The sequence below is a fragment of the Cupriavidus basilensis genome (assembly GCF_008801925.2).
Lineage (GTDB): Bacteria > Pseudomonadota > Gammaproteobacteria > Burkholderiales > Burkholderiaceae > Cupriavidus > Cupriavidus basilensis.
The window spans coordinates 1,755,855-1,781,228 of record NZ_CP062804.1 but is presented as its reverse complement, the minus strand read 5'-3'; the positions used below and the strand labels follow the sequence as shown (position 1 = coordinate 1,781,228).

Genomic DNA, 25,374 nt, shown 5'->3' with positions numbered 1-25,374 from the left:
ATGGGTGGTTACTGCGCCGGCGCCGCGCTGGCCCCGGCAGGCTTTGCGCGCGCGAGGAAGCGGCCGGCCCGTGCGCCGGTGGGCTTGCGCTGCTGCCACGACAGCTCGCCGTTGACCCACACGCAAGCGATGCCCTCGGCGGGCTGCATGGGATCGGTGAAGCTGGCCGCGTCGCGGATGGTGGCGGCGTCGAACAGGACCAGGTCGGCCCAGTAGCCTTCGCGCACCAGGCCGCGCCCGGCCAGGCCGAAACGCTCGGCCGACAGGCCCGTCATCTTGTTGACCGCGACCGCCAGCGGGAACAGTTCGCGGTCACGGGCGTAGTGGCCCAGCACGCGCGCAAAGGCGCCCCACAGGCGCGGGTGCGGCAGCGGATCGTTGGGCAGGCCATCGGATCCCACCACCGTGGCGGGATGGCTCAGGATGCGGTCCACGTCCGCGTCTTCCATGCAGTGATAGACCGCACCGGCGGGTTGCAGGCGGCGCGCGGCGTCTTCGAGCCCTAGTTCCCACTCGGCCGCGATATCGGCCAGCAGGCGCCCGCCCATCTCGGGGTGCGGCTCGGACCAGGTCACCATGATGTCGAAATCGCTGGTGACCTGCTTCAGGTCGAGCGTAGAGGAGCTGGCGGTGTAGGGATAGCAATCGCAGCCCACCGGCTGCCAGCGTTGCGCGCGCTCCAGCGCATCCAGCACTTCCCCGCTGCGTCCCCAGTTGTCCAGGCCAGCACACTTCATATGCGAGATCACCACCGGCACGCGCGCATGGCGCCCGATGCGGAAGGCTTCATCCATCGCCTCAAGGATGTCGGCGAACTCGCTGCGCAGGTGGGTGGCATAGAGCGCGCCCGCGTGCGCCAGCGGCTCGGCCAGCGCCAGCACTTCGTCCGTGGTGGCGGCAAAGGCGTTGGCGTATGCCAGGCCGGTGGACAGGCCAATGGCGCCATGGTCGAGCGCTTCTTGCAGCTGGGCGCGCATCGCCGCGATCTCGGCCGCGGTGGCGGTGCGGTCCAGCCGGTCCATGTGGTTGCTGCGCAGCGCCGTATGGCCGACCAGCGCGGCCACGTTCACGGCGGGCCGCGCTGCCTGCACGGCCGCGGCATAGGCGGCGAAGTCCGGGTAGCAAAAGGCGTCGGCGGTGCCCAGCAGATTCATCGGGTCGGGCGGCTCGCCGCGCAGTGTGACCGGCGCCGCGCTGATGCCGCAGTTGCCGACGATCACCGTGGTGACGCCTTGCGATAGCTTGGGGGTCATCTCGGGCTGGCGAACCACGTTGGTGTCGTCGTGCGTGTGCACGTCGATAAAGCCCGGCGCCAGCACCAGGCCCGCGCCTTGCACCACATGTGCGGCGCTGGCGGGGTCGATGGCATCGGCGCCATCCTCCAGCATGGCGATGCGCGCGATGCGCCCGGCGCGCAGCGCCACGTCGGCTGCGCGCGCCTCGGCGCCGGAGCCGTCGAGCAGGGTGACGCCGCGGATGAGGGTATCGAACAATTCAGGCATGGTCAGTCTCCGAGCGGCTGGCGGCTATCGGTGGCGCCAGTGCCGCGGTGCGCGTCGAGCACGTACTTGAGCCGGCGCAGGTTGTCCTGGCTCTGGTCTTGCTGCAGCAGGGCGAGCTGGGTGGCCAGCACGTCCATGACCAGCAGCATCGCGTAGCGCGAGGCCGAGGGCTTGAAAATGAAATCCGTTTCCAGCGTGCGCACCGGCAGCAGCACGTCCGCGCGCGCCGCCAGCGGCGAGCCCAGCGCAGTCACGGCCACCAGTTTCGCGCCGTATTCGCGGGCGATATCGCAACTGGCCAGCATCTCGGGCACGTTGCCCGTGGCGGAGAACGCAAGCACGACATCGTCCTTGTGCAAGGTGGCTGCCACCATCTTCTGCAGCAGCGCGTCCTGGTAGCTGGCCACGGGACGGCCCAGGCGGGCCAGCCGGTAACGCGCTTCGTCGGCCATGAAGGACGAGCCGCCACCCATGCCAAAAGCGTAGACCATGCGCGCCTCCAGCAACAGGCGCGCCGCACGCTCCATATGGTCGGGATCGATCAGCTTGCGATTGACCTCAAGAGAGTCCAGGATATCCGCATGAATGCTGTCGGCCAGCGTAGCGGGGGACGGCTCCGCCGCGCGGGCGACTTCCGCCTGCAGGAAGCGCTGGCCCACGGCCGTGGCTTGCGCCAGTCGCAGCTTGAGGTCGCGCACGTCGCGGCAACCGATGGCCTTGGCAAAACGGGTCACGCTGGCTTCGCTCACGCCGGCTTGCCGCGCCAGCTCGTTGATGCTGGTGGCGGCGGCGCCCGCCAGGTCCTGCAGGATCACCTGGGCGACCTTCTGCTCGGCCAGGCGCAGCGTGGGGCCACGCTCGGCGATGCGGGTCAGGATGTCGAAGGGCGCGGACATGGTTGGCGGGGCAATGGTGGGGGCGAGCCGTCCCGGGTACGCAATGTCGCCTCGGAGCCAGCTTTGGATGTTACTTTATAACAAGGGTGAAATATCGTAATTTCAAGGCTATCATTACGTCAATCGGAATTTTGCAGGATGATGACAGCATGCGTGAAATAAAGTACCAAGCCGGCACGATTGATCCGCTCAACAAGGCGCTGGGCAAGCTCGACGCCCCGCTGGCGCCCGATGCGGCCGGCCAGGTGGGCTGGCATTTGCTGGCGGAAGACCTTAGCCTGCCAGCCGCTGTGCTGTATGAAGAACGGCTGGCGCATAACCTGGAATGGATGCGCCGCTTCATGGGCGAGTATGGTGTGCAGTTGGCGCCGCATGGCAAGACCACCATGGCGCCCAAGCTGTTCGCGCGCCAGCTGGCCGCCGGCGCCTGGGGCATCACGCTGGCCACCGCGCACCAGACTGCCGCCGCGTACGCGCACGGCGTGCGGCGCGTCTTGATGGCTAACCAGCTGGTGGGCCGGCGCAATATGGAAATCGTGGCCGACCTGCTGCGCGATCCGGATTTCGAGTTCTTTACGCTGGTGGATTCGGCGGCGCTGGTGGACCAGCTGGGCAAGTACTTCAGCGCACGCGGCCAGACGCTGCAGGTACTGCTGGAACTGGGCGTGCCAGGCGGGCGCACCGGTGTGCGCGGTGCGCAGCAGCAAGAAGCGGTGCTGGCGGCGCTGGCGCGCTGGCCCGGCGTGCTGTCGCTGGCCGGCGTGGAAATCTACGAGGGCGTGCTCCAGGAAGAGGCCGATATCCGCGACTTCCTGCGGCGCACCGTGGCGGTGACGCGCGAGCTGTTCGCGGCCGGCCGCTTCGGCCGCAGCCCGGTGGTGATGTCCGGTGCGGGCTCGGCCTGGTACGACGTGGTGGCGGAGGAGTTCGCCCGCACCGACATCGGTGCGCCGATCGATATCGTGCTGCGCCCGGGCTGCTACCTCACGCACGACGTGGGCGTCTACCGCGCCGCGCAAAAACGGATTCTGGCCAGCAACCCGGTCGCGCAGAAGATGCGCGAGGGCCTGTTGCCGGCCTTGCAGTTGTGGGCCTATGTGCAGTCGATTCCCGAGCCGGAGCGCGCCATCATCGGCATGGGCAAGCGCGACGCCGCCTTCGATGCGGGCATGCCGATCCCGGCGCAGGTCTACCGGCCCGGCGCGAGCGCGCCGGTGGCGGTGCCCGCGCATTGGGAGGTGACGGGCATGATGGACCAGCACGCTTACCTGGCGATCCGCCCGGGCGACGATGTCCAGGTCGGGGACATGGTGGCCTTTGATATTTCCCACCCCTGCCTCACCTTCGACAAGTGGCGCCACATTCCGGTGCTCGACGGCGACCTGCGCGTGATCGACCTTGTGCAGACCTTCTTCTGAACGGCCGCACGCAGCAGCAAAGACAGCGATCACAGCAACGACAGCAACGACAGCGACAACAGGGGACGCTTGCATCATGAGCATCGACATTCTCGCCTTCGGCGAAGCGCTGGTTGAGTTCAACCAGCAGCCCGACGATCCCGCCCGCTACCTGCAGGGCTTTGGCGGCGACACTTCCAATTTCTGCATCGCCGCGGCGCGCCAGGGCGCCCGCGCCGGCTATATCAGCGCGGTGGGCGAAGACACCTTCGGCGAGCGGCTGCTGGCGCTGTGGACGCAGGAGCGGGTGGATACCCGCCACGTGCGCATCGACGCGGGCGCGCCTACCGGCGTGTACTTCGTCACCCACGACGCGCACGGCCACCGTTTCGACTACCTGCGCAGCAGCTCGGCGGCCAGCCACTACAGCCACGAGAACCTGCCGCATCACGCCATTGCCGAAGCGCGCTACCTGCATGTGTCAGGCATCAGCCTGGCCATCAGCACCAGTGCCTGCGATGCCGGACTGGCAGCAATGGAGCATGCGCGCAAGGCTGGTTGCCAGGTCACGCTCGATACCAACCTGCGCCTGAGGCTGTGGACCCTGGCGCGCGCGCGCGGCATCATGCGCGAGGCCTTCGCGCTGACCGATGTGTGCCTGCCGAGCTGGGACGACATCACCGTGCTGACTGGCCTCGATGACCGCGACGCCATCGTCGACTATCTGCTGGGCTGCGGCATCGGGCTGGTCGCGCTGAAGCTGGGCGAGGAGGGCGCGTACGTGGCCACGCCCGAGGCGCGCACGCTGGTGCCGCCGTATGCGGTGCGCCCGGTGGACGCTACCGGTGCCGGCGATTGCTTCGGCGGCGCCTTTGTCGCGCGCCTTGCCGCCGGCGACGATCCGTTCGACGCCGCGCGCTACGCCAATGTGGCGGCCGCGCTGTCCACCACGGGCTATGGCGCCGTGGCGCCTATCCCATCCACCGAAACCGTGCTGGCGCGAATGGCGCAGTCTGTTTCCGTGATCGCCTGATTCTCAAGCCATCAAGCCATCAAGCCATCAAGCCCTAAGCCCTAAGCCCTAAGCCCTAAGCCCTAAGCCCTAAGCCCTAAGCTCAATCGCCCGACCTGACCGAAGATCCACTGCCATGCAAACCCAATCTCCCTCGCTGATCGAACGCCTCGTTAATGTGCCGGTGATCCCGGTGCTCGAGTTCTCCTCCGTGGACGAAGCCCTGCATGTGTCCGAAGCCTTGATCGGCGGCGGTCTGCCGGTGCTGGAGATCACGCTGCGCACGGCGGTGGCGCTGGACGCCATCAAGGCGGTGGCGGCAGCTTTCCCGCAAGCCTGCGTAGGCGCGGGCACGGTGTTGACGGCGGCCGACCTGAAGGCCGTGAGCGAGGCCGGCGCGCAGTTCGCGGTTTCACCCGGGCTCACGCCGGCGCTGGCCGTGGCCGCGCAGGGTGCGGGCGTGGCGCTGTTGCCTGGCGTAGCCACCGCCAGCGAGGCGATGGCCGCAATGGAAGCCGGTTTCAAGTTCCTGAAGTTCTTTCCGGCGGAAGCGTCGGGCGGCGTGCCGATGCTCAAGTCGCTTTACGGGCCGTTCGCGCAACTGCGCTTCTGCCCGACGGGCGGCATTGACCTTGCCCGCGCGCCAACCTATCTCGCGCTGCCCAATGTGGTCTGCGTTGGCGGATCCTGGGTGGTGCCCAAGGATGCGGTGGCCAAGGGCGACTGGGCACGGGTGCGCACACTGGCGCAGGAGGCTGCTGCGCTGCGCAAGCCCGCCTGAAGCCCCCAAGGCGTCGGACAAAGGCGGATAGCGGGCCGCCGCGCCAGGTTATAAGCTTGGCATATCCCGACTGCTGGAGGCAGCATGGCTGTGCAACTGGCGGGTCCGGCCCCGGGTGGCATGGCGGCTTCCCGCCGCCGCGGCGCCATACTGGCCCAGCGGCTTGGCCGCGTGTTGATTTGCGTGTGCGTCCTGTTTGCCGGGGGTTGCGCCAGCCTGCCCAAGGAAGCGCCGCGCGAGCAGAGCGCAGCGCTGGCGGATCCGGAGACCACCGCCCTCGGGCGGCTGGTTGCGCAGAGCGCGCCCGATCAGGCGCTGTCCGGCTTTCATGTGATCGCCTCTGGCGAAGAAGCCTACGGCACGCTGATTTCGCTGGCCGACCATGCCACGCGCACCCTGGATCTCCAGTATTTCGTCATCGAGGCCGACGAATCATCCCGCGAGATCCTGCGGCACGTGCGGGCGGCGGCCGAGCGAGGCGTGCGCGTGCGGGTGCTGGTGGACGACCTGCATAGCGACGGCAAGGATCGCGCCTTCCTGCGCTTCGCGGGCCATCGCAATATCGAAGTACGCATGTTCAACCCGTTTCCTGCGGGGCGATTCTCCAAGCTGACGCGCATGCTCTCGTCCGCCACCGATGTCCGCCGGCTCAACCGCCGCATGCACAACAAGGCCTTTATCGCCGACAACGCGCTGGCCATGGCAGGGGGCCGCAATATCGGCAACGCCTATTTCCTGCGCGCTCCCGACACCAATTTCGTCGACCTTGACGTGATCGCTGCCGGCCCCGCGGTACGGCGGCTGTCCGCCGCATTCGACCAATACTGGAACAACCCGCTGGCCGTGCCAGTGGAAGTGCTGGCAACCCCGGCGGAGGCTGCGGATGCGGCCTCCGCCTCCGGCGCTGGCGCGGCGCGGCCCGAGCAGGCGCTCGTCGACACGCAGACGGATAGCAAGCGCATCGACGCTGTAGGCATGGCACCTACCGGCAAGATCGATGCACGGGAGAGCTTCCTGGGCCGCCAGTTCACCGCCGGCGGCAAGCTGGCTCTCGAATGGGCTCCGGCTAGCGTGATGGTCGACGCGCCAAGCAAAGCCGCGCCGGACCAGGCGCCGGCTGCCGGCGAGACCATGAGCGAGGAACTGGGGCACATGCTGAGCGGGGCGAGCCAGGAGGTCATCCTGATCTCACCCTATTTCATTCCGGGCGACCGCGGCGTCGCGTGGATGGCGGGTCTGGTCAAGCGGGGCGTCAAGGTGCGGGTCTTGACCAACTCACTGGCTGCCACCGATGCGCCCATCGTCCATGTGGGCTACCGGCGCTATCGGCCCGAGCTGCTGCGCGCGGGGGTGGAACTGCATGAGCTCAAGTCGCGCCCCGGCCGGCCCCAGCGGATCATCGGGGATTACACCTCTTCGCAGGCTAGCCTGCATGTGAAGGCAGCGGTCGCCGACCGGACCAACCTGTTCGTGGGATCGATGAACTTCGATCCGCGCTCGGCCAGCCAGAACACGGAGACGGGTCTGATCATCCATAGCGCCAAGCTCGCGCAGCAAGTCGCGCAGTTGTTCGCCGGGGCGATCGACGACAACAGCTACCTGCTGCGCTTGTCCGATCAGGGCGCGGTGCAGTGGGTGGATGGCAAAGGGGATAAAGCGGTGGTGTTCGATACCGAGCCGGATACAAGCTGGCAGAAGCGCTTGTGGATCGACGTACTCGCGCCGTTCACACCCGAGCAGTTGTTGTGATGCAGCGGAGCGCCATGCCTGGCGCTCCGGTGCCGTCAGCGCATCTTACTTGCTGCGATCGGCTGCGCCTTCAAGCTTTTGACCACCCTTCTGTATATCCTGGCCCAGGCCGGCCATGGTGTTGCAGCCAGCCAGCAGGGTGGCAAACAGAACGCAGAAGATCCATCCTTTTTTCACGCCAGACTCCTTTCGATCATTGAATTCGCCGCAATTTTACCGTTGCCGCGGCGCTCTATTGAAGCACGCTGCGCGCCATTTTGTAACTGATCGTGCCAAGACTGTGACACGGCGCGGGCACGCGCTGCGCCCTAGGTCAGCAATTCTCGCGCGCGTGCGCAGATCGCAGCATGTGTCTGCGCCAGCCAGTGCGCGGGGAAGGGTTGTGCCAGCAAGTATCCCTGTATGGCGCAGCAGCCCCAACGTCGCATTTCGGCCAGCTGGTGCCGTGTTTCGATGCCCTTGGCACAGACTGGCAGGCCAAGGCGCAGCGCCTGCTCGCAGGCCGCTTGCAGCCGGGCGGCGGCGCCGGCCTGCCCTGGCTGTTCGCTGCTGCCGATGCAGCGCGCGTTGAACGTCAGTAAATCGGGTTGCAGGCGCTCCAGCGTCGACGCGCCGCCGGGCGCGTCGGCAAAGTCGCTCAGGGCAAACCGCAGGCCCGCGCCGCGCAACGTGGCGAGCTTGGCCGCGGCAACGTGGTCGCCGGCCAGCAATGCCTCGCCGGGAATCTCGAGGCAGATCCTCGCCGGGGCGAGCTTGCGTGCCGCCAGGGTGCGCAGCAAGGTGTCGATCAGCGGGGTGCCGTGCAACTGGGCGCTGGAAACCAGCAACGACAGCTCCACCGGATCCGCGACACCCGGGCATTCCAGCAAGGGCAAGGCGTTTTCCATCAGCCAGCGTGCCACCTCGCCCATCATGCCAAGAGATTCCAGCGCGGGCAGGAAGTCTTGCGGCGCGACACGCCCCAGTTCGGGGCTCTGCCAGCGCAGACGGGCGGTGTAGCCAGTCACGCAACCGGTGGCCAGCGATGCCCTTGCCTGCAGGTTCAGCGCGATCTGACCGCGCGCCAAGGCAAAAGGCAGGGCGGCCAGGAGCGGTGTGGAGAGTGATTCAGGGGTGGCAACGGCGCTACCGGCAACGCCGTCGCCGCCGCGTTTGCGTACGCGCAGCATCGCGTCATAGGCCTCATGGAGGCTGCGCTCCGCCGGTTTGTCGGGTTCGTCCAGCGCCACGCCAATGCTGCTGGACAGGAACAGCTCGAACCCGTTCTGCACGAACGGCCGCGCCAGGCCAGCGGCCACGCCGCGCGCCAGGCGCATCGCCGCCTGCATGGGATCGGCCACCGGCAGTGGCTGCGGGGGCAGCGGCACAACCGCACCGATATCAGCCTGGCCTAGCCAGTTTACTTCGGCCGTCTGGGCCAGCGCGGCTACGCGCGCCGCCGCCTGCGCGCGCAGCCGCGTCGATAGCGCTGCACCAAGTGTTTCGCTGGCGTAGGTAAAGCGATCGAGGTGGATCACCAGCACTGCGAAGCGCCGCTGCGTGGCCAGCGGCATCTGCCGCCGCGCCATCAAGGCAGCCACGAAGTCGCATTTTTCTTGAGGGTCCACCTCCGGCGAGCGGACGGTATCGTCTGCGTCTGGATGCATTGGGGATCCCTGTGGGCAGCATGATGTCGCTGCACGGTGGCACGAGCGCTGCCAGCCAAAGCGCTGGCCGCGGCAACCGCCGCGCCATCGGCGCGCCGGCTCAGGGATCTGGCCCTCAAGCCGGCGTCAGGGATGGCACGGCACAGTGACGATCATACGGCAGAGCGAGCGCGGCCCGAAGCGTGTCGGGCACAGGGATAGTGCGGATTCGCCGGGGCTTGACGGAGGTCAAGTTTCGGCGGCAGGCGGGTCTGGGGTCAGCCGGTGGTCTCGGCGTCGGCGCCATCGTCTGGCAGCACGCGCGACGCCAGCACCTTGTCGATGCGCTTGCCGTCCATGTCCACGATCTCGAACTTCCAGTCGCCCCAGCGCACGGTGTCGGTGGTCTGCGGAAGGCGGCCCAACAACAGCAGCAACATGCCGGACAGCGTGTGGTAGCGCTCCTTGTCCTCTTCCGGCACCTGGCGCAGGCCAATGCGGTCTTTCAGTTCGGGGATGGGAATGAGGCCATCGAGCAGCCAGGAACCGTCCTCGCGCTGCACGGCCCATTCCTCGCCCACGCCATCCTGCTTGAATTCGCCGGTGATGGCTTCGATCAGGTCCTGCAGCGTCACCAGGCCGAGCACCTCGCCGTATTCGTCAATGACAAAGGCGATCTGGCCGCCGGAGATGCGGAAGTTCTCCAGCAGTTCCATGCCGGTCACGCTCTCCGGCACGAACACCGGAGGCTGCGCCACGGTGGCCAGGTCGGTCGGCTCGCCGCGCAGGCGGCGCGCCAGCAACTGGCGGGCGCTCACCACGCCCAGCATGTCGTGCATGCCGCCGCGCACCACCGGGAAGCGCGAGTGATCGGACTCCTCGATGCGGCGCAGGTTTTCTTCCAGCGGGACTTCCACGTCCAGGCAGACTACATCGCCGCGCGGCACCATCAGCGAGGTGAGCTGCCGGTCATCCAGGCGGAACACATTACGCACCATGGTGTGCTCGTGCTGCTCGATGACGCCGGCTTCCGAGCCTTCCACCAGGAGGGCATGGATCTCCTCTTCGGTCACCGCCGGGCCGCGGCCGCTTTTCACGCCAAGCATGCGCAGCACCAGCCGGGTTGAGCTGGATAGCAGCTTGACGAACGGGGTGGAGGCCAGCGCCAGGAAGGAAATCGGGCGCGAGACCAGGCGCGCGATGGTTTCGGGGGCCATCTGGCCGAGGCGCTTGGGTACCAGCTCACCCAGCACAATGGAGAAATAGGTCAGGCCGGCCACCACCATGGTGGTCGCCACCCAGCCGGCGGTCGAGGCCTGCATGCCAAAGCCCTGCAGCCAGACGCCGAGCGGCTGCGCCAGGGTGGATTCGCCAACGACGCCGTTCAGCACGCCAATGGAAGTGATGCCGATCTGGACGGTAGACAGAAATCGGGTGGGATCCTCGCCCAGCTTGATCGCTTCGATCGCGCCGCGGTCGCCTTCTTCGATGCGCCGCTGCAGGCGGGCCTTGCGGGCTGTCATCAAGGCGATTTCGGACATCGCGAACAGGCCGTTGATCAGGATCAGCGCCAGTAATATGGCAATTTCCATCAGGGTGCGCGCCCTGTGCGCGCAGGAGTTATCGAGGCCCAAAGCATAACATTGCTGTGTGTCAGGGCCGCTGCGGGCTTGCCTGGATTGCCCCGCCCATTCCCCCTTGCGGCACTTTGCGCTGACCGAGCCGTCACCCGGGCGCAGCGTGAAAACCGAACGGTGCCTCCGTTCGAAAACACGACGTTCGAGACAGCGCAAGTCGCTTTCCGCTCCGGCCTTTGCGCGATGTTGTTCGCTATCTCATTGATATAAAACAAAAAATACTCTTCTCCAGCAGTTGGCACAGCCGTTGCGTTACTGCCACCGAACCACCGTGCCATGCGGTGAGTTTGGCAACGGCGCTGCCTGGCAGCCGCCGTGAACGCTGACAAAGCAAGGAGACAAGTATGGAAGTGCAATCACAAGTCCAGGTGATGGGCATCGACGCCGGCGGCACGATGACCGACACCTTCTTTGTGCGCGGCGACGGGCGGTTCGTCGTCGGCAAGGCGCAAAGCAACCCGGAAGACGAATCCCTGGCCATCTTCAACTCCTCGGAGGATGCGCTTGCGCACTGGCAGCGCGGGGTCGACGACGTGTACCCCGAACTGCTGACCTGCGTGTACTCGGGCACCGCGATGCTCAACCGCGTCGTGCAGCGCAAGGGGCTGGACGTGGGCCTGATGGTCAACAAAGGCTTCGAGCACGTCCATTCGATGGGGCGGGCCATCCAGAGCTACCTGGGCTACGCGCTGGAGGAGCGCATCCATCTCAACACGCACCGCTACGACGAACCGCTGGTGCCCCTGTCGCGTACCCGCGGCGTGACCGAACGCACCGACGTGCAGGGAGAAATCGTGATCCCGCTGCGCGAAAATGAAGTGCGCCAGGCGACACGCGAATTGGTGGCGGCCGGGTCCAAGGCCGTCGTGATCTGCTTCCTGCAATCGCACAAGAACGGCACCAGCGAGCAGCGGGCCCGAGACATCACGCGTGACGAGCTCAACAAGCTCGGCGCCGATATCCCGGTGTTCGCCTCGGTGGACTATTACCCGCAGCGCAAGGAAAGCCACCGGATGAACACCACGGTGCTGGAGGCATACGCGGCCGAGCCCTCGCGGCAGACGCTGAAAAAGGTCAGCGACCGTTTCAGGAAGCACGGTGCCAGGTTCGACCTGCGGGTGATGGCCACCCACGGCGGCACCATCAGCTGGAAGGCCAAGGAACTGGCGCGCACCATCGTCTCCGGGCCGATCGGCGGGGTGATCGGCTCCAAGCTGCTGGGCGAGACCCTGGGCTACGACAATATCGCCTGCTCCGACATCGGCGGCACCTCGTTCGATATGGCGCTCATCACCAAGGGCAACTTCGCCATCGCCGCCGATCCCGACATGGCGCGCCTGGTGCTGTCCCTGCCGCTGGTGACGATGGACTCGGTGGGCGCCGGCGCCGGCAGCTTTGTGCGGCTTGATCCCTATAGCGGCGCCATCAAGCTCGGCCCGGACAGCGCGGGCTACCGGGTCGGTACGTGCTGGCCGGAAAGCGGGCTGGACACGGTGTCGGTCTCGGATTGCCATGTGGTGCTGGGCTACCTCAATCCTGACAACTTCCTTGGCGGCGCGATCCGGCTGGATGTGGAGCGGGCACGCCAGCATATCAAGGCGCAGATCGCCGATCCGCTGGGTTTGTCGGTAGAGGACGCCGCGGCCGGCGTGATCGAACTGCTCGACCTGCAATTGCGCGAGTACCTGCGTTCCAACGTGAGCGCCAAGGGCTATAACCCGACCGAGTTCGTCTGCTTCTCCTACGGCGGTGCCGGGCCCGTCCATACCTATGGCTACACCGAAGGGCTGGGCTTCAAGGATGTGATCGTGCCGGCTTGGGCTGCGGGCTTCTCGGCGTTTGGCTGTGCTTGCGCGGACTTCGAGTACCGCTATGACAAGAGCGTCGACCTGGCGCTGCCGCAGGATGCTGCGCAGGAGGACAAGGCCCGGGCGGCCCAGACCATCCAGAAGGCGTGGTCGGACCTCGCCGCCAAGGTGATCGAGGAGTTCAAGATCAACGGCTTCAAGGCTGAAGACGTGATCCTGCGGCCCGGCTACCGCATGCAATACATGGGCCAGCTTAACGACCTGGAGATCAGCTCCCCGATCGTCAATGCCGCCACGGCGGGCGATTGGGACCAGATCGTCGATGCCTTCGAGGAAACCTACGGCCGCGTGTACGCCAGTTCGGCGCGCTCGCCCGAGCTGGGCTTCTCCGTCACCGGCGCCATCATGCGCGGCATGGTGATTACCCAGAAGCCGGTGCTGCCGGAAGACCCGGAAGGCGGGCCGAAGCCGCCCGCGCAAGCACGGCTGGGAACGCGTCCCCTGTATCGCCAGAAGCAGTGGCACGACGCGGTGCTGTGGAAGATGGAAGCGCTGCTGCCCGGCAACACCATCACCGGGCCGGCCATCATCGAGTCGGACGCCACCACCTTCGTCGTGCCCGCGGGCTTTGCCACCACGCTCGACAAGCATCACCTCTTCCACCTCAAAGAAGTGAAGTAAGGAGACACGCCATGAACATGATGTCCAGCAAGGAAGTCGGGCTCGCCGACCTGCTCAAGACCGGCGAGACGCTCAAGCAGTTCCGCGACGCCATCCTCGAACGTACCGCCGAGACCGGCCATTACAACGGGCTCACGCGCCTCGCATTTCGCGAGCGGGACCCGATCCGCTACGAAAAGCTCTTCTCCAAGCTGCGCGGCGGCCTGGTGCATGCGCGCGAAACCGCCAAGAAGATCGCCGCCAGCCCGATCGTCGAGCAGGAGGGCGAACTGTGCTTCACGCTCTACAACGCCGCAGGCGATTGCGTGCTGACCTCGACCGGGATCATCATCCACGTCGGCACGATGGGGGCCGCGATCAAGTACATGATCGAGAACGACTGGGAGACCAATCCCGGCATCCATCCCGGGGACATGTTTACCAACAATGATTGCGCGATCGGCAATGTCCATCCCTGCGATATCGCCACCATCGTGCCGATTTTCGCGCATGGCAAGCTGGTGGGCTGGGTGGGCGGCGTGACCCACGTGATCGACACCGGCGCGGTGACGCCCGGATCGATGTCTACCGGACAGGTGCAGCGCTTCGGCGACGGCTACATGATCGCCTGCCGCAAGACCGGGGTGAACGACACCCCGCTGCGCGACTGGCTGCATGAAAGCCAGCGTTCGGTACGCACGCCGAAGTACTGGATTCTCGACGAGCGAACCCGCATCGCCGGCTGCCACATGATCCGCGACCTGATCGAGGAAGTGATCGAGGACGAAGGGCTGCAAGCCTACGAAGAGTTCTCCTACGAGGTGATCGAGGAAGGGCGCCGTGGCCTGCAGACGCGCATCAAGGCGATGACGCTGCCGGGCAAGTACCGCAAGGTGGCGTTTGTCGACGTGCCGTACAACCACCCGGATGTGCAGACCTCGTCTGCCTTCGCCAAGCTCGATTCGATCATGCACTCGCCGGTGGAAATGGAAATCCGCAAGGATGGTTCGTGGCGCCTGGATTTCGAGGGCGCGAGCCGCTGGGGCTGGCATTCCTACAATGCGCACCACGTGGCCTTTACCAGCGGTATCTGGGTGATGATGACGCAAACACTGGTGCCCACGCAGCGTATTAACGATGGCGCCTACTTCGGCACGGAATTCCATCTGCCCAAGGGCACCTGGATGAATCCGGACGATCGCCGCACCGGCCATGCCTACGCCTGGCACTTCCTGGTCTCGGGCTGGAGCGCGATGTGGCGCGGCCTGTCGCAGGCCTACTTCAGCCGCGGCTACCTGGAAGAGGTCAATGCCGGCAACGCCAACACTTCAAACTGGCTGCAGGGCGGCGGCATCAACCAGGAGGGCGAGATCCACGCGGTCAACAGCTTCGAGGCTTCGTCGTGCGGCACCGGCGCCAGCGCCATCAAGGACGGTCTCAACCATGCCGCGGCGATCTGGAACCCGGAAGGCGATATGGGCGATATCGAGATATGGGAAATGGCCGAGCCCCTGCTTTACCTGGGGCGCAACGCCAAGGCCAATTCCGGCGGCTATGGCAAATACCGGGGCGGCTGCGGCTTCGAGACGCTGCGCATGGTGTGGAAAGCGCAGGACTGGACCATGTTTTTTATGGGCAACGGCTATATGAACAGCGACTGGGGGCTGATGGGCGGCTATCCCGCCGCCACCGGCTACCGCTTCGAAGCCCACAAGACCGGCCTGAAGGAGCGCATCGCTGGCGGCGACAGCCTGCCGCTAGGTGGCGATGCCAATCCGGACCTGCCGGACTACGAGAACCACCTCAACGCCGGCGCGGTCGTCAAGCGCGACCAGCAGTGCATGACGACCGAGGACTGCTACGACAACTACGATCTGTACCTGAACTACCTGCGTGGCGGCCCGGGCTTTGGCGACCCGCTCGACCGCGAGGTCGAGGCCATCGAGCGGGACCTGAACAACGCCTTGCTGCTGCCGGAATATGCGCAGAAGGTTTATGGCGCGGTCGCGACCAAGGACGGCGACGGGATATGGACGGTGGATGCCAAGGCGACCGCATTGCTGCGTATCGAGATCCGCAACCAGCGCCTGGCGCGCTCGCAGCCTGTCCAGGAATGGATGAAGGGCGAGCGCGAGCGGATTCTGGTCAAGCATGCCTCGATCCAGGTGCGGCACATGTTTGCCACCAGCTTTGGCCTGTCGAACAAGTTCGAGCAGCAGTTTCGTACGTTCTGGGGGCTGCCGGACTCGTGGACCTTGACCGAGGACGAGCTGGACGTGCCGACCTATGGCTCGAAATACCGCATGGACCTGTCCAAGATGCCCGACGTCAACACGGTGGTGCTGGTCGAAGAGTAAGGCCCGGCCGGTACCGACGAACGCCCACATTAGTCAATACGCCAGAGAGGATTCAAGATGTCCACTTACACCAGTGAACAGGTCAAGAACCTGGTCGACGGCAAGCTCGACTGGGACACCACCCTGCGCATGCTATCGATGCCCAAGGACGCCGCGCGCTTTCAGCTATACGTGCAAGCGCTGCAGAAAAAGCTCGATTGGGATGATCGCATCGTGCTGCCGCTTAGCCCGCACATGTTTATCGTGCAGCAGGCAAAGACCAAACAGTGGGTCACGCAATGCGATTGCGGCCATGTCTTCTGCGACTACCGGGAGAACTGGAAGCGCCATGCCAACGTCTACGTGCGCGACACGGATGAAGCCATGGCCGAGGTCTATCCGCACCTGATGGCGCCGGACACGCAATGGCAGGTGTACCGCGAATACTACTGCCCCAAGTGCGGAACCATGCACGACGTGGAAGCCCCCACGCCGTGGTATCCGGTGATCCACGACTTCGAGCCGGATATCGAAGCGTTCTATACGGACTGGGTGAAGCTGCCTCTGCCGGAGCGCGCGGACTGATACCGAGCTCGACATTGAGGTAATCGCTTCTGCACTTCCGGGCCAGGGGAGGGAGCTTGCATCCCTCTCGGCGGTGGCCTTTCGGCCGTTCGATTTTCGGACGGCCGTTTCGTTTTTGGCCGGTCGGTGACGGCAGCTGAGGCTGCCCGTGCGGCCGGGCGGGCCGTGCGGCGGGCGCACGGCGCGTGGCCTGGAACTTGCGGGGAGGCAAGCCCCGGCTGGCTTTGGCAGTACCGTCGGGAGTAGGATGCAAAGAGCGGGCGCCAGTCCCGCGAAGCACGCAAGACAAGAGATCGAGCCGGCTAACCGGCCATCCGGGCCCGCATCGGGCGGGCCCCCGCAAGGAGACACGGAATGCAAGAAGCCGGCACACCGATGGACTGGTTTTCCCATCCCGACCATGACGCCAGCATCATGTCCGCCTGGGAGCACCTGATCGATGGCGGTGAGGCGAGCACTGGCGAACTGCGCTGCGTGGTCGATGATTCGTGGCGCCGGTGCCTGGTGGGCCAGGTTGATCCTGGCGCAGGGGCCGCGCCGCCGCCGCTGGACGAAGCCGGCCTGAAAGTCCGGCGGGAGAAGAATGATCGCCTGGTCAGCGCCAGCCTGCCACTGATACAGCAGACCCGCGAGTTTCTCTCACAGACGGGCACTATCATGCTGCTGGCCGATCCCGACGGGATGATCTTCCAGCAGGAGGGGGATGTGCATATCGTCGAGCCCGCCGGTGAAGTCGGCCTGATTCCGGGCTGCGACTGGGCGGAGCTCAACTGCGGGACCAATGCCATCGGTACCGCGCTGGCCTTGCAGCAACCCGTGCAAATCCATGGTGCCGAGCATTTTTGCGCCGGTATCAAGCGCTGGACCTGCTCGGCCACCGTGATTCGTGATCCGCTGGACGGCGGCGTGCTCGGTGTGATCGACGTGTCAGGCCTGGCGCAGACCTATAGCCGGCATAGCCTGGCGCTGACCGTATCGCTGGCCGGCCGGATCGAGAGCCGGCTGGCCAAGCTGGCCATGGAGCGCCGTCTGCGGCTGCTGGATCGCTGCATGAGCCATTTTGCGTCGGTGCGCAGTGATGGGGTGCTCGTTCTTGACGAAGGCGGGCGCCTGGTCAAGGCCAATCCGCAGGCGCCTTCAGCGCTGGCGCGACTGGGCGTGAACACCATTTTGAACAGCGCGTTTTCCATTCCCGGCCTGGACGCCCGCGTGGCGCGCACCGGGTCTGGGCCGCTCCCCGAATGGCTTCGCCTGACCCGCTTCGAGGCGATCCGCGATCGCGGCGACATGCTCGGTTTCGTGGTGGTGATCCCTGCTGCCCCGCATCATCCTGCATCGGGTACTGCCGGCGCCCCGGCCGCGCGGCCGGGCGCGGCGCCGGCGCCGGCGTTTTCCAGCATCGTAGGCAACGGCACCGCCTTGCGCTCGGCGGTGGAGAAGGCGCAGCACCTGGCGCCGTCCAGGGTGCCGGTGCTGCTGCTGGGCGAAACCGGCGTTGGCAAGGAATTGTTCGCGCAGGGGATTCACCAGGCCAGCGCCTGCGCGGACGGCCCGTTCGTGGCGCTCAATTGCGGGGGGCTGTCACGGGACCTGCTTGCGAGCGAGCTCTTTGGCTATGCCGAGGGGGCGTTCACCGGCGCGCGCCGATCGGGCGCGGCCGGCAAGATCGAGGCCGCCAACCGAGGGACGCTGTTTCTCGACGAGATTGGCGAAATGCCGCTCGACATACAGCCGCACCTGCTGCGTGTGCTGGAAGAGGGAGAGATCTACCGGCTGGGCGAGAACACGCCGCGCAAGGTCAGCTTTCGCCTGGTCGCCGCCACCCACCGGAACCTGCGTGACGACGTGGCCGCGGGGAAATTCCGCATGGACCTGTTCTACCGCATCGCCGTGACCAATATCGCCATACCCGCCTTGCGCGAGCGCAAGGACGACATCCCGGCCCTGGTCACGCACTGGCTGGGCCGGCTATGCGAGCGCTATGGGCTGCCGATGGCCGCGTTCGACGACGATGCTTACCGATGCCTGCTTGCGTACGACTGGCCGGGCAATGTCCGCGAGCTGCGCAACGCGCTTGAGGGCGCCTTGCTGATGGCCGAGGGCGGCGTGATCACCCTGGACAAGCTGCCGCTCGAAATCAGCGAGGTGGGCATGCCAGGCGGGGCAGGCCGGCCGAAGGACCTTGCCGGCAGTGTGCCCGAGACGGTTTGCTCACTGGAGATGGCCGAATCGGAATCCATCCGCAAGGCCCTGGCGTATACCGGTGGCAACCTGACCAGGACCGCTTCGCGGCTAGGCATCGCGAAGAGCACCCTGTACCAGAAGATCCGCAAATACGGCTTGGGTGCTGCGCTGAGCGAAACACGCGGGCGGGTGACATAGGGCGGCGGGAGCGACGTCGACGACCGTGTTTCAGCCCGGGCTGGTGTCGCGTTGCAGCATTGGGGGGCGCCCGTATTACGTCGCAGGTAATCGCCAGACGGCCTTCGCCATGCTGTAATGCCGCCATGGATACCCTGACCCCCAGCTCCGAAACCGCCCTCGATTTCCCCGGCCTGCTGCGTTACTGGCGCGGCAAGCGCGGTTATAGCCAGCTTGCGCTGTCCCTGGCCGCCGGGGTATCGCAGCGGCATATCAGTTTCCTCGAATCCGGCCGCGCCCGGCCCAGCCGCGAGATGGTGCTGTCGCTGGCGGACCGCCTTGGCGTGCCGCTGCGCCAGCGCAACCGCCTGCTCCTTGCGGGTGGCTTTGCGCCGGCTTACACCGAGCACGGCCTGGCCGCACCCGCACTGCAGATGGTGCAGCAGGCCGTGGCGCTGATCCTGTCCAAGCAAGAGCCTTATCCCGCGGTGGTGCTGGACCGATTCTGGAACATGCTCGATGCCAACCAGGCATACCGCAACATGATTGGCGTGCTGCTGGGTGGGCGCGCACCCTCCAGGCTGGAGGAGGGCGGTGGGCGCATCAACCTGATGCTGACCGTCTTCGATCCGGACGGATTGTGGCCGGTCATCGACAACGCGCGCCAGGTCGGGCGCTACCTGCTGCGGCGCGTCTGGCAGGAGTTGCAGACGCAGGCGCAGGACCAGACCGCGCGGGAGATCTTCAACCGCATCGCGGACTGGCATCCCGATATGGTCGGGCCGGCCGGCGTTCCGCTGTTCGACGACGACGCTGCCGAGCGCACGCCGCCTCCAATGCAGCCTGTGGCGCTGGCCGCCGACGGTTTTCGCGCCTCACTGTTCTCGACGCTGACCACGCTGGGCATCCCGCAGGACGTCACGCTGCAGGAGATGCGCATCGAGTGTTTTTTCCCGGCCGATGAGGCTTCACGCCATGCGCTCGAGGCGCTGTCCCGGTAGCCGGCGGCCTTGACCGGTGCGCGCGGCAGGACGGGCGCCAACATGCGCGCTGAGCAGATCGCGCAGCATGGTGTGCGACAATGCGCGTTGTCTTTTGGTCTACACGAGGGTCCGTCCATGTCCTTGCGCGCCTTTTTCCACGCTGCCGCCGTGCTGGTTGGCAGCAGTGTCTGTCTTGCCGCGTATGCCGAGCCTGCTGCCACGGTTCGCCCCGCCGCCACGGCGGGTTTGATTGAATGCCAGGCTCCCAGCGGGGGAGCCGTCTTCCGTTCCACGCCGCGCGAAGGCTGCGCCGCGCAGGCCGCGCCCGATTCTTCGGCGCCGGACCCGCAACGCTGGCAGCCCTTGGCGGGGGCCAACGGGGTGATCTCTTACTTCGACAAGACTTCGGTGCGCCGCCGTGGTCCCGAGGTGGGTGTCGCCGTCATGCGCAACGCACCGGCCGGGGTGATCCGCACCACCAGCGGCGAGCCGATCCGCTCTTCGCTCAAGCGCATGGTGTTCAATTGCGCCACGTCGATGTATGCGGTAGTGGAGCAGACGCTCTACGCCAAGCGTTATGCGCGCGGCGAGTCGCTTTACACCATCAGCGCCCCTCACACCGGCATGCCGCAGCCTGCCAGTGCAGGCACGGTTCCCGGCGAACTGCTCAGCCGCTTGTGTCCTTGATGCCTGTGCCAGCGCGTGCGGCGAGGCTGGATGCTGCGTTGCAGTGTCGATAGGCGAACTGACACGTCAACCCATTCGTTCCCTGCTTCGTTTTGGTAGTCACGAAGCGCAGGTGCCTAGCGCCACCAAGGGCCGCAGGCAGGCTTCTCTCTACAGCTGACCAGGAGGCTGAAATGAAGAAGTGGATCGTGATGTTGACGCTGGCCATGTTTGGTGCGGGTGCTTATGCCCAGGCGTCGGCGCCTGCCGCGCCCGCGGCCGGCGACAAGCCAGCGGCGTCAAGCTCCGGCAAGACGACGAAGAAGCCGGCAAAGAAAAAGAAGAACCATGCGCCTCCTGATGCCGACAAGATGATGAATAAAGGCGCCTGAGCGCCGCTAGTGAAAGGCGACGGGCAGCGGCGCGCCGGTGCGCTCGCTTGCTGCCGAGCTAGTTCGCCACGCCGCCTGTGAGCCCTGCGTCGCGCGTGAAGCGCGCGGTGCGGCGCTCCCGGGTACCGATGTCCAGCGGCGCCATGCGCCATCCGGGGGGACTGGCATCGAGGCGGAACCCGATCGAGAGGCTACGGCCTCTCTTTTTTTGGGCGCGGCGGACCCCATCCGCATGATTCCAGTGCAGTGCACGATTTTGCAGGTGCGCTATGCGCCGTTCCAGTGCTGCGCACGTGCTCGCCACGCACGTTGACGGCGTGCGATCCGTATTCTAGCGTTGCAGATTCGGGGGCTGCCCCTATCTAGGAAACATGGCACAGCGGCGCGAGGGCAGGTGCCGATGTTCGCCTTCCGCCTTGCTCATGCGTGGTGGCGCCGTAGGGGGGAATCGCTGAAGAAACGGCTGTGCCCGGAACGTGCCCTGCGAGGCACCAGGCGATGATTCGACGGCATGCCCAATGTGACGCCTGGGCTTGGGCGGCGCGCGGAAAGCGGCCTCGGGATGGCTGGGGTTTCAAATTGTTGCAAACGTTGCGTGATCGAAACGTGACTTCTTCGTCTCGAATTGTTAAGGTCTTATTGCGCATTGCAGCAAGTCGGATACGCCTCGATACATCCAGACACCAGGTCAGCACCAAGTCAAAAACGATGCGCAGCGAGATCCCCTACAGTTTCCCCAGGATTCGCGCTGGCCGGCATCCCGCCGTTGCTTCCGTCATCCCGCTCGCATGGTGGCCCGCCTTTTGCTGCGGTGCTTGATCGATCTCAACCGTCCAACTACGCCCGTCACTGGCTTTCATGTCCGAAACCGTTACCTTGCCGACCGTCGAATTTATCCAGCGCCGTGCAATGGCGCCTGCGAATACAGGCGCACTTCGCCTCGGCAGATGGTTGTGCGGCGGCATGCTGGCGCTGTGTGCCCTGGCGGCGCACGCGTTCGACTTCGACACCGTGGCGGCGCGCGCGCGCCAGCTCGCCGCAAGTCCTTACAAAGCACCCGCGCAGAATCTGCCGCGCGAGCTGCGTGAGCTGCCGTACGAGCGCTACCGCGAGATCGAGTACAAGCCTGAGCGTTATCTGTGGCGCAATGCCAAGCTGCCGTTCGAGCTCTCCTTTTTTCATGAAGGCATGGTGTTCGACCAGCCGGTGCGCATCAATGAAGTGGTGAGCGGCAGCGCCCGCGAGATCCGCTTCGATCCGGCCGCATTCAACTACGGGCCGCACAAGGTCGATACCAGCAAGCTCAAGACGCTTGGCTTTGCCGGCTTCCGCGTGCTCTATCCGCTTAACAGCACCAAGGGCAAGGACGAAGTCGTTTCCTTCCTGGGCGCCAGCTACTTCCGCGCGCTGGGCAAGGACCAGTGGTATGGCTTGTCGGCGCGGGGCCTGGCCGTGGATACCGGGCTTAATTCCGGTGAAGAGTTCCCGCGCTTCGTGGAGTACTGGATCGAGCGGCCATCGCCGGCGGACAAGCAACTGACCATCTATGCGCTGATGGACTCGCGCCGCGTGAGCGGGGCATACCGGATCGTGATCCGGCCAGGCACGGAGACGGTCATGGAGGTGAAGTCGCGCTTGTTCATGCGGGAGAACGTCACCAAGCTTGGCCTGGCACCGCTGACCAGCATGTACCTCTTTGGCGAGAACCAGCCATCGTCGGTGCCGGACTACCGACCTGAGGTGCATGACTCAGATGGCCTCTCGGTGCAGCTCGGCACGGGCGAGTGGCTGTGGCGCCCGCTGAGCAATCCCAAGCGCCTGCTGGTGACCTCGTTCGCCGCGACCAATCCGCAAGGATTTGGCCTGATGCAGCGGGATCGTAATTTCAGCAGTTACCAGGAGATTGGCGCGTGGTACGAGCGGCGGCCGAGCGCCTGGGTGGAGCCCAAAGGAAACTGGGGCTCGGGCCGGGTCGAGCTGGTGCAGATCCCGACCCCGGACGAGACCAACGACAACATCGTGGCGTACTGGGTGCCTGACACCCCGCCCAAGCCCAAGCAACCTTTTGATTTCGAATATCGCCTGCTGTGGCAGAAGGACGGCGAGAAACAGCCGCCACTGTCGTGGGTGACACAAACGCGGCGTGGCCAGGGCCTGAGCCGCAAGCAGGACGACACCAGTTTTTCGCTGGTGGTGGACTTTGAAGGCCCGGCCTTCAAGAAACTGGCCGCCGATACCCGGATCGATCCGGTGATCTCGGCCGACAGCAACGGGGAGCTGCTGAACACTTCGACGCAACGCAATGCGGCCACCGGCGGCTGGCGCATGACCATGGTCGTGCGCCGCAAGGACGAGAACAAACCGGTCGAATTGCGCGGCTATCTTCGCAACGGCAATACAACCCTATCCGAGACGTGGAGCTACATCTTACCCCCAGGCTGAAGCGGCGCGCCGCTCCGGCGGCGGCATGCGAGCGCTATCTCGATCGCGTTCCTGTCTCGCCCGACCAGCGTCGCGAGCTGCTTGACAACGTCGCTGGCAGCGACGCCGCCGACACGGAGTCGGCCATCCATCTGCTGCAGCGCACACTCGCGGCCAAGGACGGCGAGCCATCCCCGGCGGGGCCGTCCTACGGCTCGGTGGGGCGCCGCCTCAACCTAGCCTATGGCGCGCCGCAGGTGTCGGGCGAACCGCTGGTGCAGCGTCGTGCGGACGGCACCGTGCATATCGACACCGGCCCCGCACCCAAACGCGCATCCATGGTGCCGCGGGCATGGCCTCCGCACATCGTCACCGGCTTCCTGCGCAACCTCGGCAGGCGCATGCTGGGCCGCCCGCCAGTGCCGGAGACCTGGGACACGTTGCATGACGGCCCCGATGCCGAGGGCAAATGGCACCCGGCGGGCAAGCACCGTCGATGGGTACTGCTTGGCCTGGTAGCCGGGCAGACCGCGCTGGCGACTTACTTCATGACCAAGGTGCTGCCCTATCACGGCACCGATCCGCTCGAGATCGCCGTGCTGGCGCTCTTCGCCATCCTGTTCTCGTGGGTGTCGGCCGGGTTCTGGACTGCCATGATGGGTTTCCTGGTGCTGGCCAAAGGCGGCGACCGCCATCTGATCTCGCGCTCAGCCGCGGTGGATGGACCCATTGCCGAGCAGGCGCGCACAGCGGTCATCATGCCGATCTGCAACGAGGACGTGACTCGCGTATTTGCCGGGCTGCGCGCGACCTATGAGTCGATGGAACGTACCGGCGAGCTGGCGCGCTTCGATTTCTTCGTGCTGTCCGACAGCGGCAACCCGGACCTGCGTACCGCCGAGACCGATGCGTGGATGGAAACCTGCCGCGCGGTCAACGGCTTTGGCCGGATCTTCTACCGCTGGCGCCGCCATCGCGTCAAGCGCAAGACCGGCAACGTGGCGGACTTCTGCCGCCGCTGGGGCAGCGCCTATCGCTACATGGTGGTGCTGGACGCAGATAGCGTGATGAGCGGCGAGTGCCTGACCACGCTGGTCAAGCTGATGGAAGGCAATCCGGGCGCTGGCATCATCCAGACCGCGCCGCTGGCCGTGGGCCGCGAGACCATGTATGCGCGCGTGCAGCAGTTTTCCACGCGCGTGTACGGACCGCTGTTTACCGCCGGCCTGCATTACTGGCAGCTCGGCGAATCGCACTACTGGGGCCACAACGCCATCATCCGCATCCAGCCGTTCATGGAGCATTGCGCGCTGGCGCCGCTGCCCGGCAAGGGCCCGCTGGCAGGGGAAATCCTCTCGCACGATTTCGTCGAGGCCGCCTTGATGCGCAGGGCCGGGTGGGGCGTATGGATTGCCTATGACCTGGAGGGCTCCTATGAGGAACTCCCGCCGAACCTGCTCGATGAGGTCAAGCGCGATCGCCGCTGGTGCCAAGGCAACCTGATGAACTTCCGCCTGTGGATGAAGCAGGGCTTCCACGCCGTGCACCGCGCAGTATTCCTCACCGGCGTGATGGCTTATCTGTCGGCGCCGCTGTGGTTCCTGTTCCTGGTGTTGTCCACCATCATGCTGGCCAAGCACGCACTGGTGCCGCCGGAGTACTTCACGCAGCCCTACCAGCTGTTCCCGACCTGGCCGGAATGGCATCCCGAGAAGGCGCTGGCGCTGTTCTCGGCGACCGCCACACTGTTGTTCCTGCCCAAGATCGCCAGCGTGTTGCTGCTGATGAAGGACTCGCGCAACTATGGCGGGCCGTTGCGGCTGGTGCTGTCGATGCTGATCGAAGTCGTGATGTCGGCCTTGCTGGCCCCGGTCCGGATGCTGTTTCACACCAAGTTCGTGGTGGCGGCCTATAGCGGCTGGGGCATTACCTGGAAGTCGCCGCCGCGAGAGGATGCGCAGACCACCTGGGGCGAGGCGTTCCGCCGCCACGGCATGCACACCTTGCTGGGCCTGGCCTGGGGCGGGCTGGTGCTGTGGCTGGACCCGAATTTTGTCTGGTGGCTGCTGCCGATCGTAGGCTCCCTGGTATGCTCGATTCCGCTTTCGGTCTGGCTGTCGCGGGTCTCGCTGGGCCGCGCGCTGCGCGGAGCCAGGTTGTTCGTGACGCCGGAAGAGGCCACGCCCCCGCGCGAGATGGTGGCCATGCAGAAGCACGTGGAGGCAGCGGGAGAGCCGCCGGCATTTATCGACGCCGTGGTCGACCCGGTGACCAATGCGCTGATGTGCGCGACCGCGTCGCCGCGCGTGGTGCAGCCACAGGCTACGCAAGCCGAGCACGCCGCGCTGGTGCAACAGGCCCTCACCGCCGGCCCTGACGCACTGTCGGCGGCCCAGAAACACCTGTTGCTGGGCGATCCCTTTGCGCTCGCCCAGTTGCATGGACTGGTATGGGGTTCACCGCAGGCGCACGCGCGGTGGAAAGAAACCCGTGTGCTGCCCCGGCGCGCGGCCAACGTGGTGCCGTTGCGTCCAAGGCTCGCCTGAGTAGCGTCATGCCCGGG

At 65.9% G+C, this 25,374-nt stretch carries 18 protein-coding genes; 13 read left to right on the top strand and 5 right to left on the bottom strand.

What is annotated here, in order from left to right:
- Window positions 1-8: 8 nt before the first annotated feature.
- A complete protein-coding gene (locus F7R26_RS28755; RefSeq protein WP_150985498.1) occupies window positions 9-1,502 on the bottom strand; it encodes an N-acyl-D-amino-acid deacylase family protein in 1,494 nt (497 codons plus the stop codon).
- A gap of 2 nt (window positions 1,503-1,504) precedes the next feature.
- A complete protein-coding gene (locus tag F7R26_RS28750) occupies window positions 1,505-2,398 on the bottom strand; it encodes a MurR/RpiR family transcriptional regulator (RefSeq protein ID WP_150985497.1) in 894 nt (297 codons plus the stop codon).
- A gap of 149 nt (window positions 2,399-2,547) precedes the next feature.
- Here F7R26_RS28750 and F7R26_RS28745 point away from each other — a divergent pair, with 149 nt between their 5' ends.
- The 4 genes from F7R26_RS28745 (at window position 2,548) to F7R26_RS28730 (ending at window position 7,337) form a co-directional block, all read left to right on the top strand.
- On the top strand, window positions 2,548-3,816 hold the full coding sequence (locus F7R26_RS28745; RefSeq protein WP_150985496.1) for an amino acid deaminase: 1,269 nt from the start codon (window positions 2,548-2,550) through the stop codon (window positions 3,814-3,816).
- Window positions 3,817-3,892: 76 nt separating this feature from the next.
- Entirely contained in the window at window positions 3,893-4,828 is a 936-nt protein-coding gene (locus tag F7R26_RS28740; protein ID WP_150985495.1) for a sugar kinase, read from the top strand.
- A 115-nt stretch (window positions 4,829-4,943) separates the two neighbouring features.
- Complete coding sequence (gene eda, locus F7R26_RS28735; RefSeq protein ID WP_150985494.1) at window positions 4,944-5,588, top strand: bifunctional 4-hydroxy-2-oxoglutarate aldolase/2-dehydro-3-deoxy-phosphogluconate aldolase; 645 nt, start codon at window positions 4,944-4,946, stop codon at window positions 5,586-5,588.
- An 84-nt stretch (window positions 5,589-5,672) separates the two neighbouring features.
- Entirely contained in the window at window positions 5,673-7,337 is a 1,665-nt protein-coding gene (locus tag F7R26_RS28730) for a phospholipase D family protein (protein WP_241754569.1), read from the top strand.
- A gap of 45 nt (window positions 7,338-7,382) precedes the next feature.
- Here the strand turns inward: F7R26_RS28730 and F7R26_RS28725 are convergent, their stop codons facing one another.
- The 3 genes from F7R26_RS28725 to F7R26_RS28715 all read right to left on the bottom strand — a co-directional run bounded on the left by F7R26_RS28725 (window position 7,383) and on the right by F7R26_RS28715 (window position 10,554).
- Window positions 7,383-7,514: an entericidin A/B family lipoprotein gene (locus tag F7R26_RS28725; RefSeq protein WP_006163387.1), complete on the bottom strand. Its 132-nt coding sequence runs from the start codon at window positions 7,512-7,514 to the stop codon at window positions 7,383-7,385.
- Window positions 7,515-7,645: 131 nt separating this feature from the next.
- Window positions 7,646-8,983: an EAL domain-containing protein gene (locus F7R26_RS28720; RefSeq protein WP_150985493.1), complete on the bottom strand. Its 1,338-nt coding sequence runs from the start codon at window positions 8,981-8,983 to the stop codon at window positions 7,646-7,648.
- A gap of 257 nt (window positions 8,984-9,240) precedes the next feature.
- Window positions 9,241-10,554, bottom strand: coding sequence for a hemolysin family protein (locus tag F7R26_RS28715; protein WP_150985492.1), 1,314 nt, complete (start codon window positions 10,552-10,554; stop codon window positions 9,241-9,243).
- A 389-nt stretch (window positions 10,555-10,943) separates the two neighbouring features.
- Between F7R26_RS28715 and F7R26_RS28710 the strand changes: the two genes are divergently transcribed.
- The 9 genes from F7R26_RS28710 (at window position 10,944) to mdoH (ending at window position 25,357) form a co-directional block, all read left to right on the top strand.
- Entirely contained in the window at window positions 10,944-13,088 is a 2,145-nt protein-coding gene (locus tag F7R26_RS28710; RefSeq protein WP_150985491.1) for a hydantoinase/oxoprolinase family protein, read from the top strand.
- 11 nt (window positions 13,089-13,099) lie between these two features.
- Window positions 13,100-15,424, top strand: coding sequence for a hydantoinase B/oxoprolinase family protein (locus F7R26_RS28705; protein ID WP_150985490.1), 2,325 nt, complete (start codon window positions 13,100-13,102; stop codon window positions 15,422-15,424).
- 57 nt (window positions 15,425-15,481) lie between these two features.
- Window positions 15,482-15,988, top strand: coding sequence for an acetone carboxylase subunit gamma (locus F7R26_RS28700; RefSeq protein ID WP_150985489.1), 507 nt, complete (start codon window positions 15,482-15,484; stop codon window positions 15,986-15,988).
- Between the two features lie 354 nt (window positions 15,989-16,342).
- Window positions 16,343-18,370, top strand: a complete 2,028-nt coding sequence (locus F7R26_RS28695; RefSeq protein WP_241754568.1) for a sigma-54-dependent Fis family transcriptional regulator — start codon at window positions 16,343-16,345, stop codon at window positions 18,368-18,370.
- A gap of 125 nt (window positions 18,371-18,495) precedes the next feature.
- On the top strand, window positions 18,496-19,350 hold the full coding sequence (locus tag F7R26_RS28690) for a helix-turn-helix domain-containing protein (protein ID WP_150985488.1): 855 nt from the start codon (window positions 18,496-18,498) through the stop codon (window positions 19,348-19,350).
- Between the two features lie 117 nt (window positions 19,351-19,467).
- Window positions 19,468-20,019: a surface-adhesin E family protein gene (locus F7R26_RS28685; protein WP_150985487.1), complete on the top strand. Its 552-nt coding sequence runs from the start codon at window positions 19,468-19,470 to the stop codon at window positions 20,017-20,019.
- A gap of 173 nt (window positions 20,020-20,192) precedes the next feature.
- Window positions 20,193-20,390, top strand: a complete 198-nt coding sequence (locus F7R26_RS28680) for a hypothetical protein (RefSeq protein ID WP_150985486.1) — start codon at window positions 20,193-20,195, stop codon at window positions 20,388-20,390.
- 858 nt (window positions 20,391-21,248) lie between these two features.
- On the top strand, window positions 21,249-22,832 hold the full coding sequence (locus tag F7R26_RS28675) for a glucan biosynthesis protein G (protein ID WP_416351343.1): 1,584 nt from the start codon (window positions 21,249-21,251) through the stop codon (window positions 22,830-22,832).
- Window positions 22,829-25,357: a glucans biosynthesis glucosyltransferase MdoH gene (gene mdoH, locus F7R26_RS28670; RefSeq protein WP_416351375.1), complete on the top strand. Its 2,529-nt coding sequence runs from the start codon at window positions 22,829-22,831 to the stop codon at window positions 25,355-25,357. The genes F7R26_RS28675 and mdoH overlap by 4 nt, the downstream gene beginning before the upstream one ends.
- Window positions 25,358-25,374 lie beyond the last annotated feature (17 nt).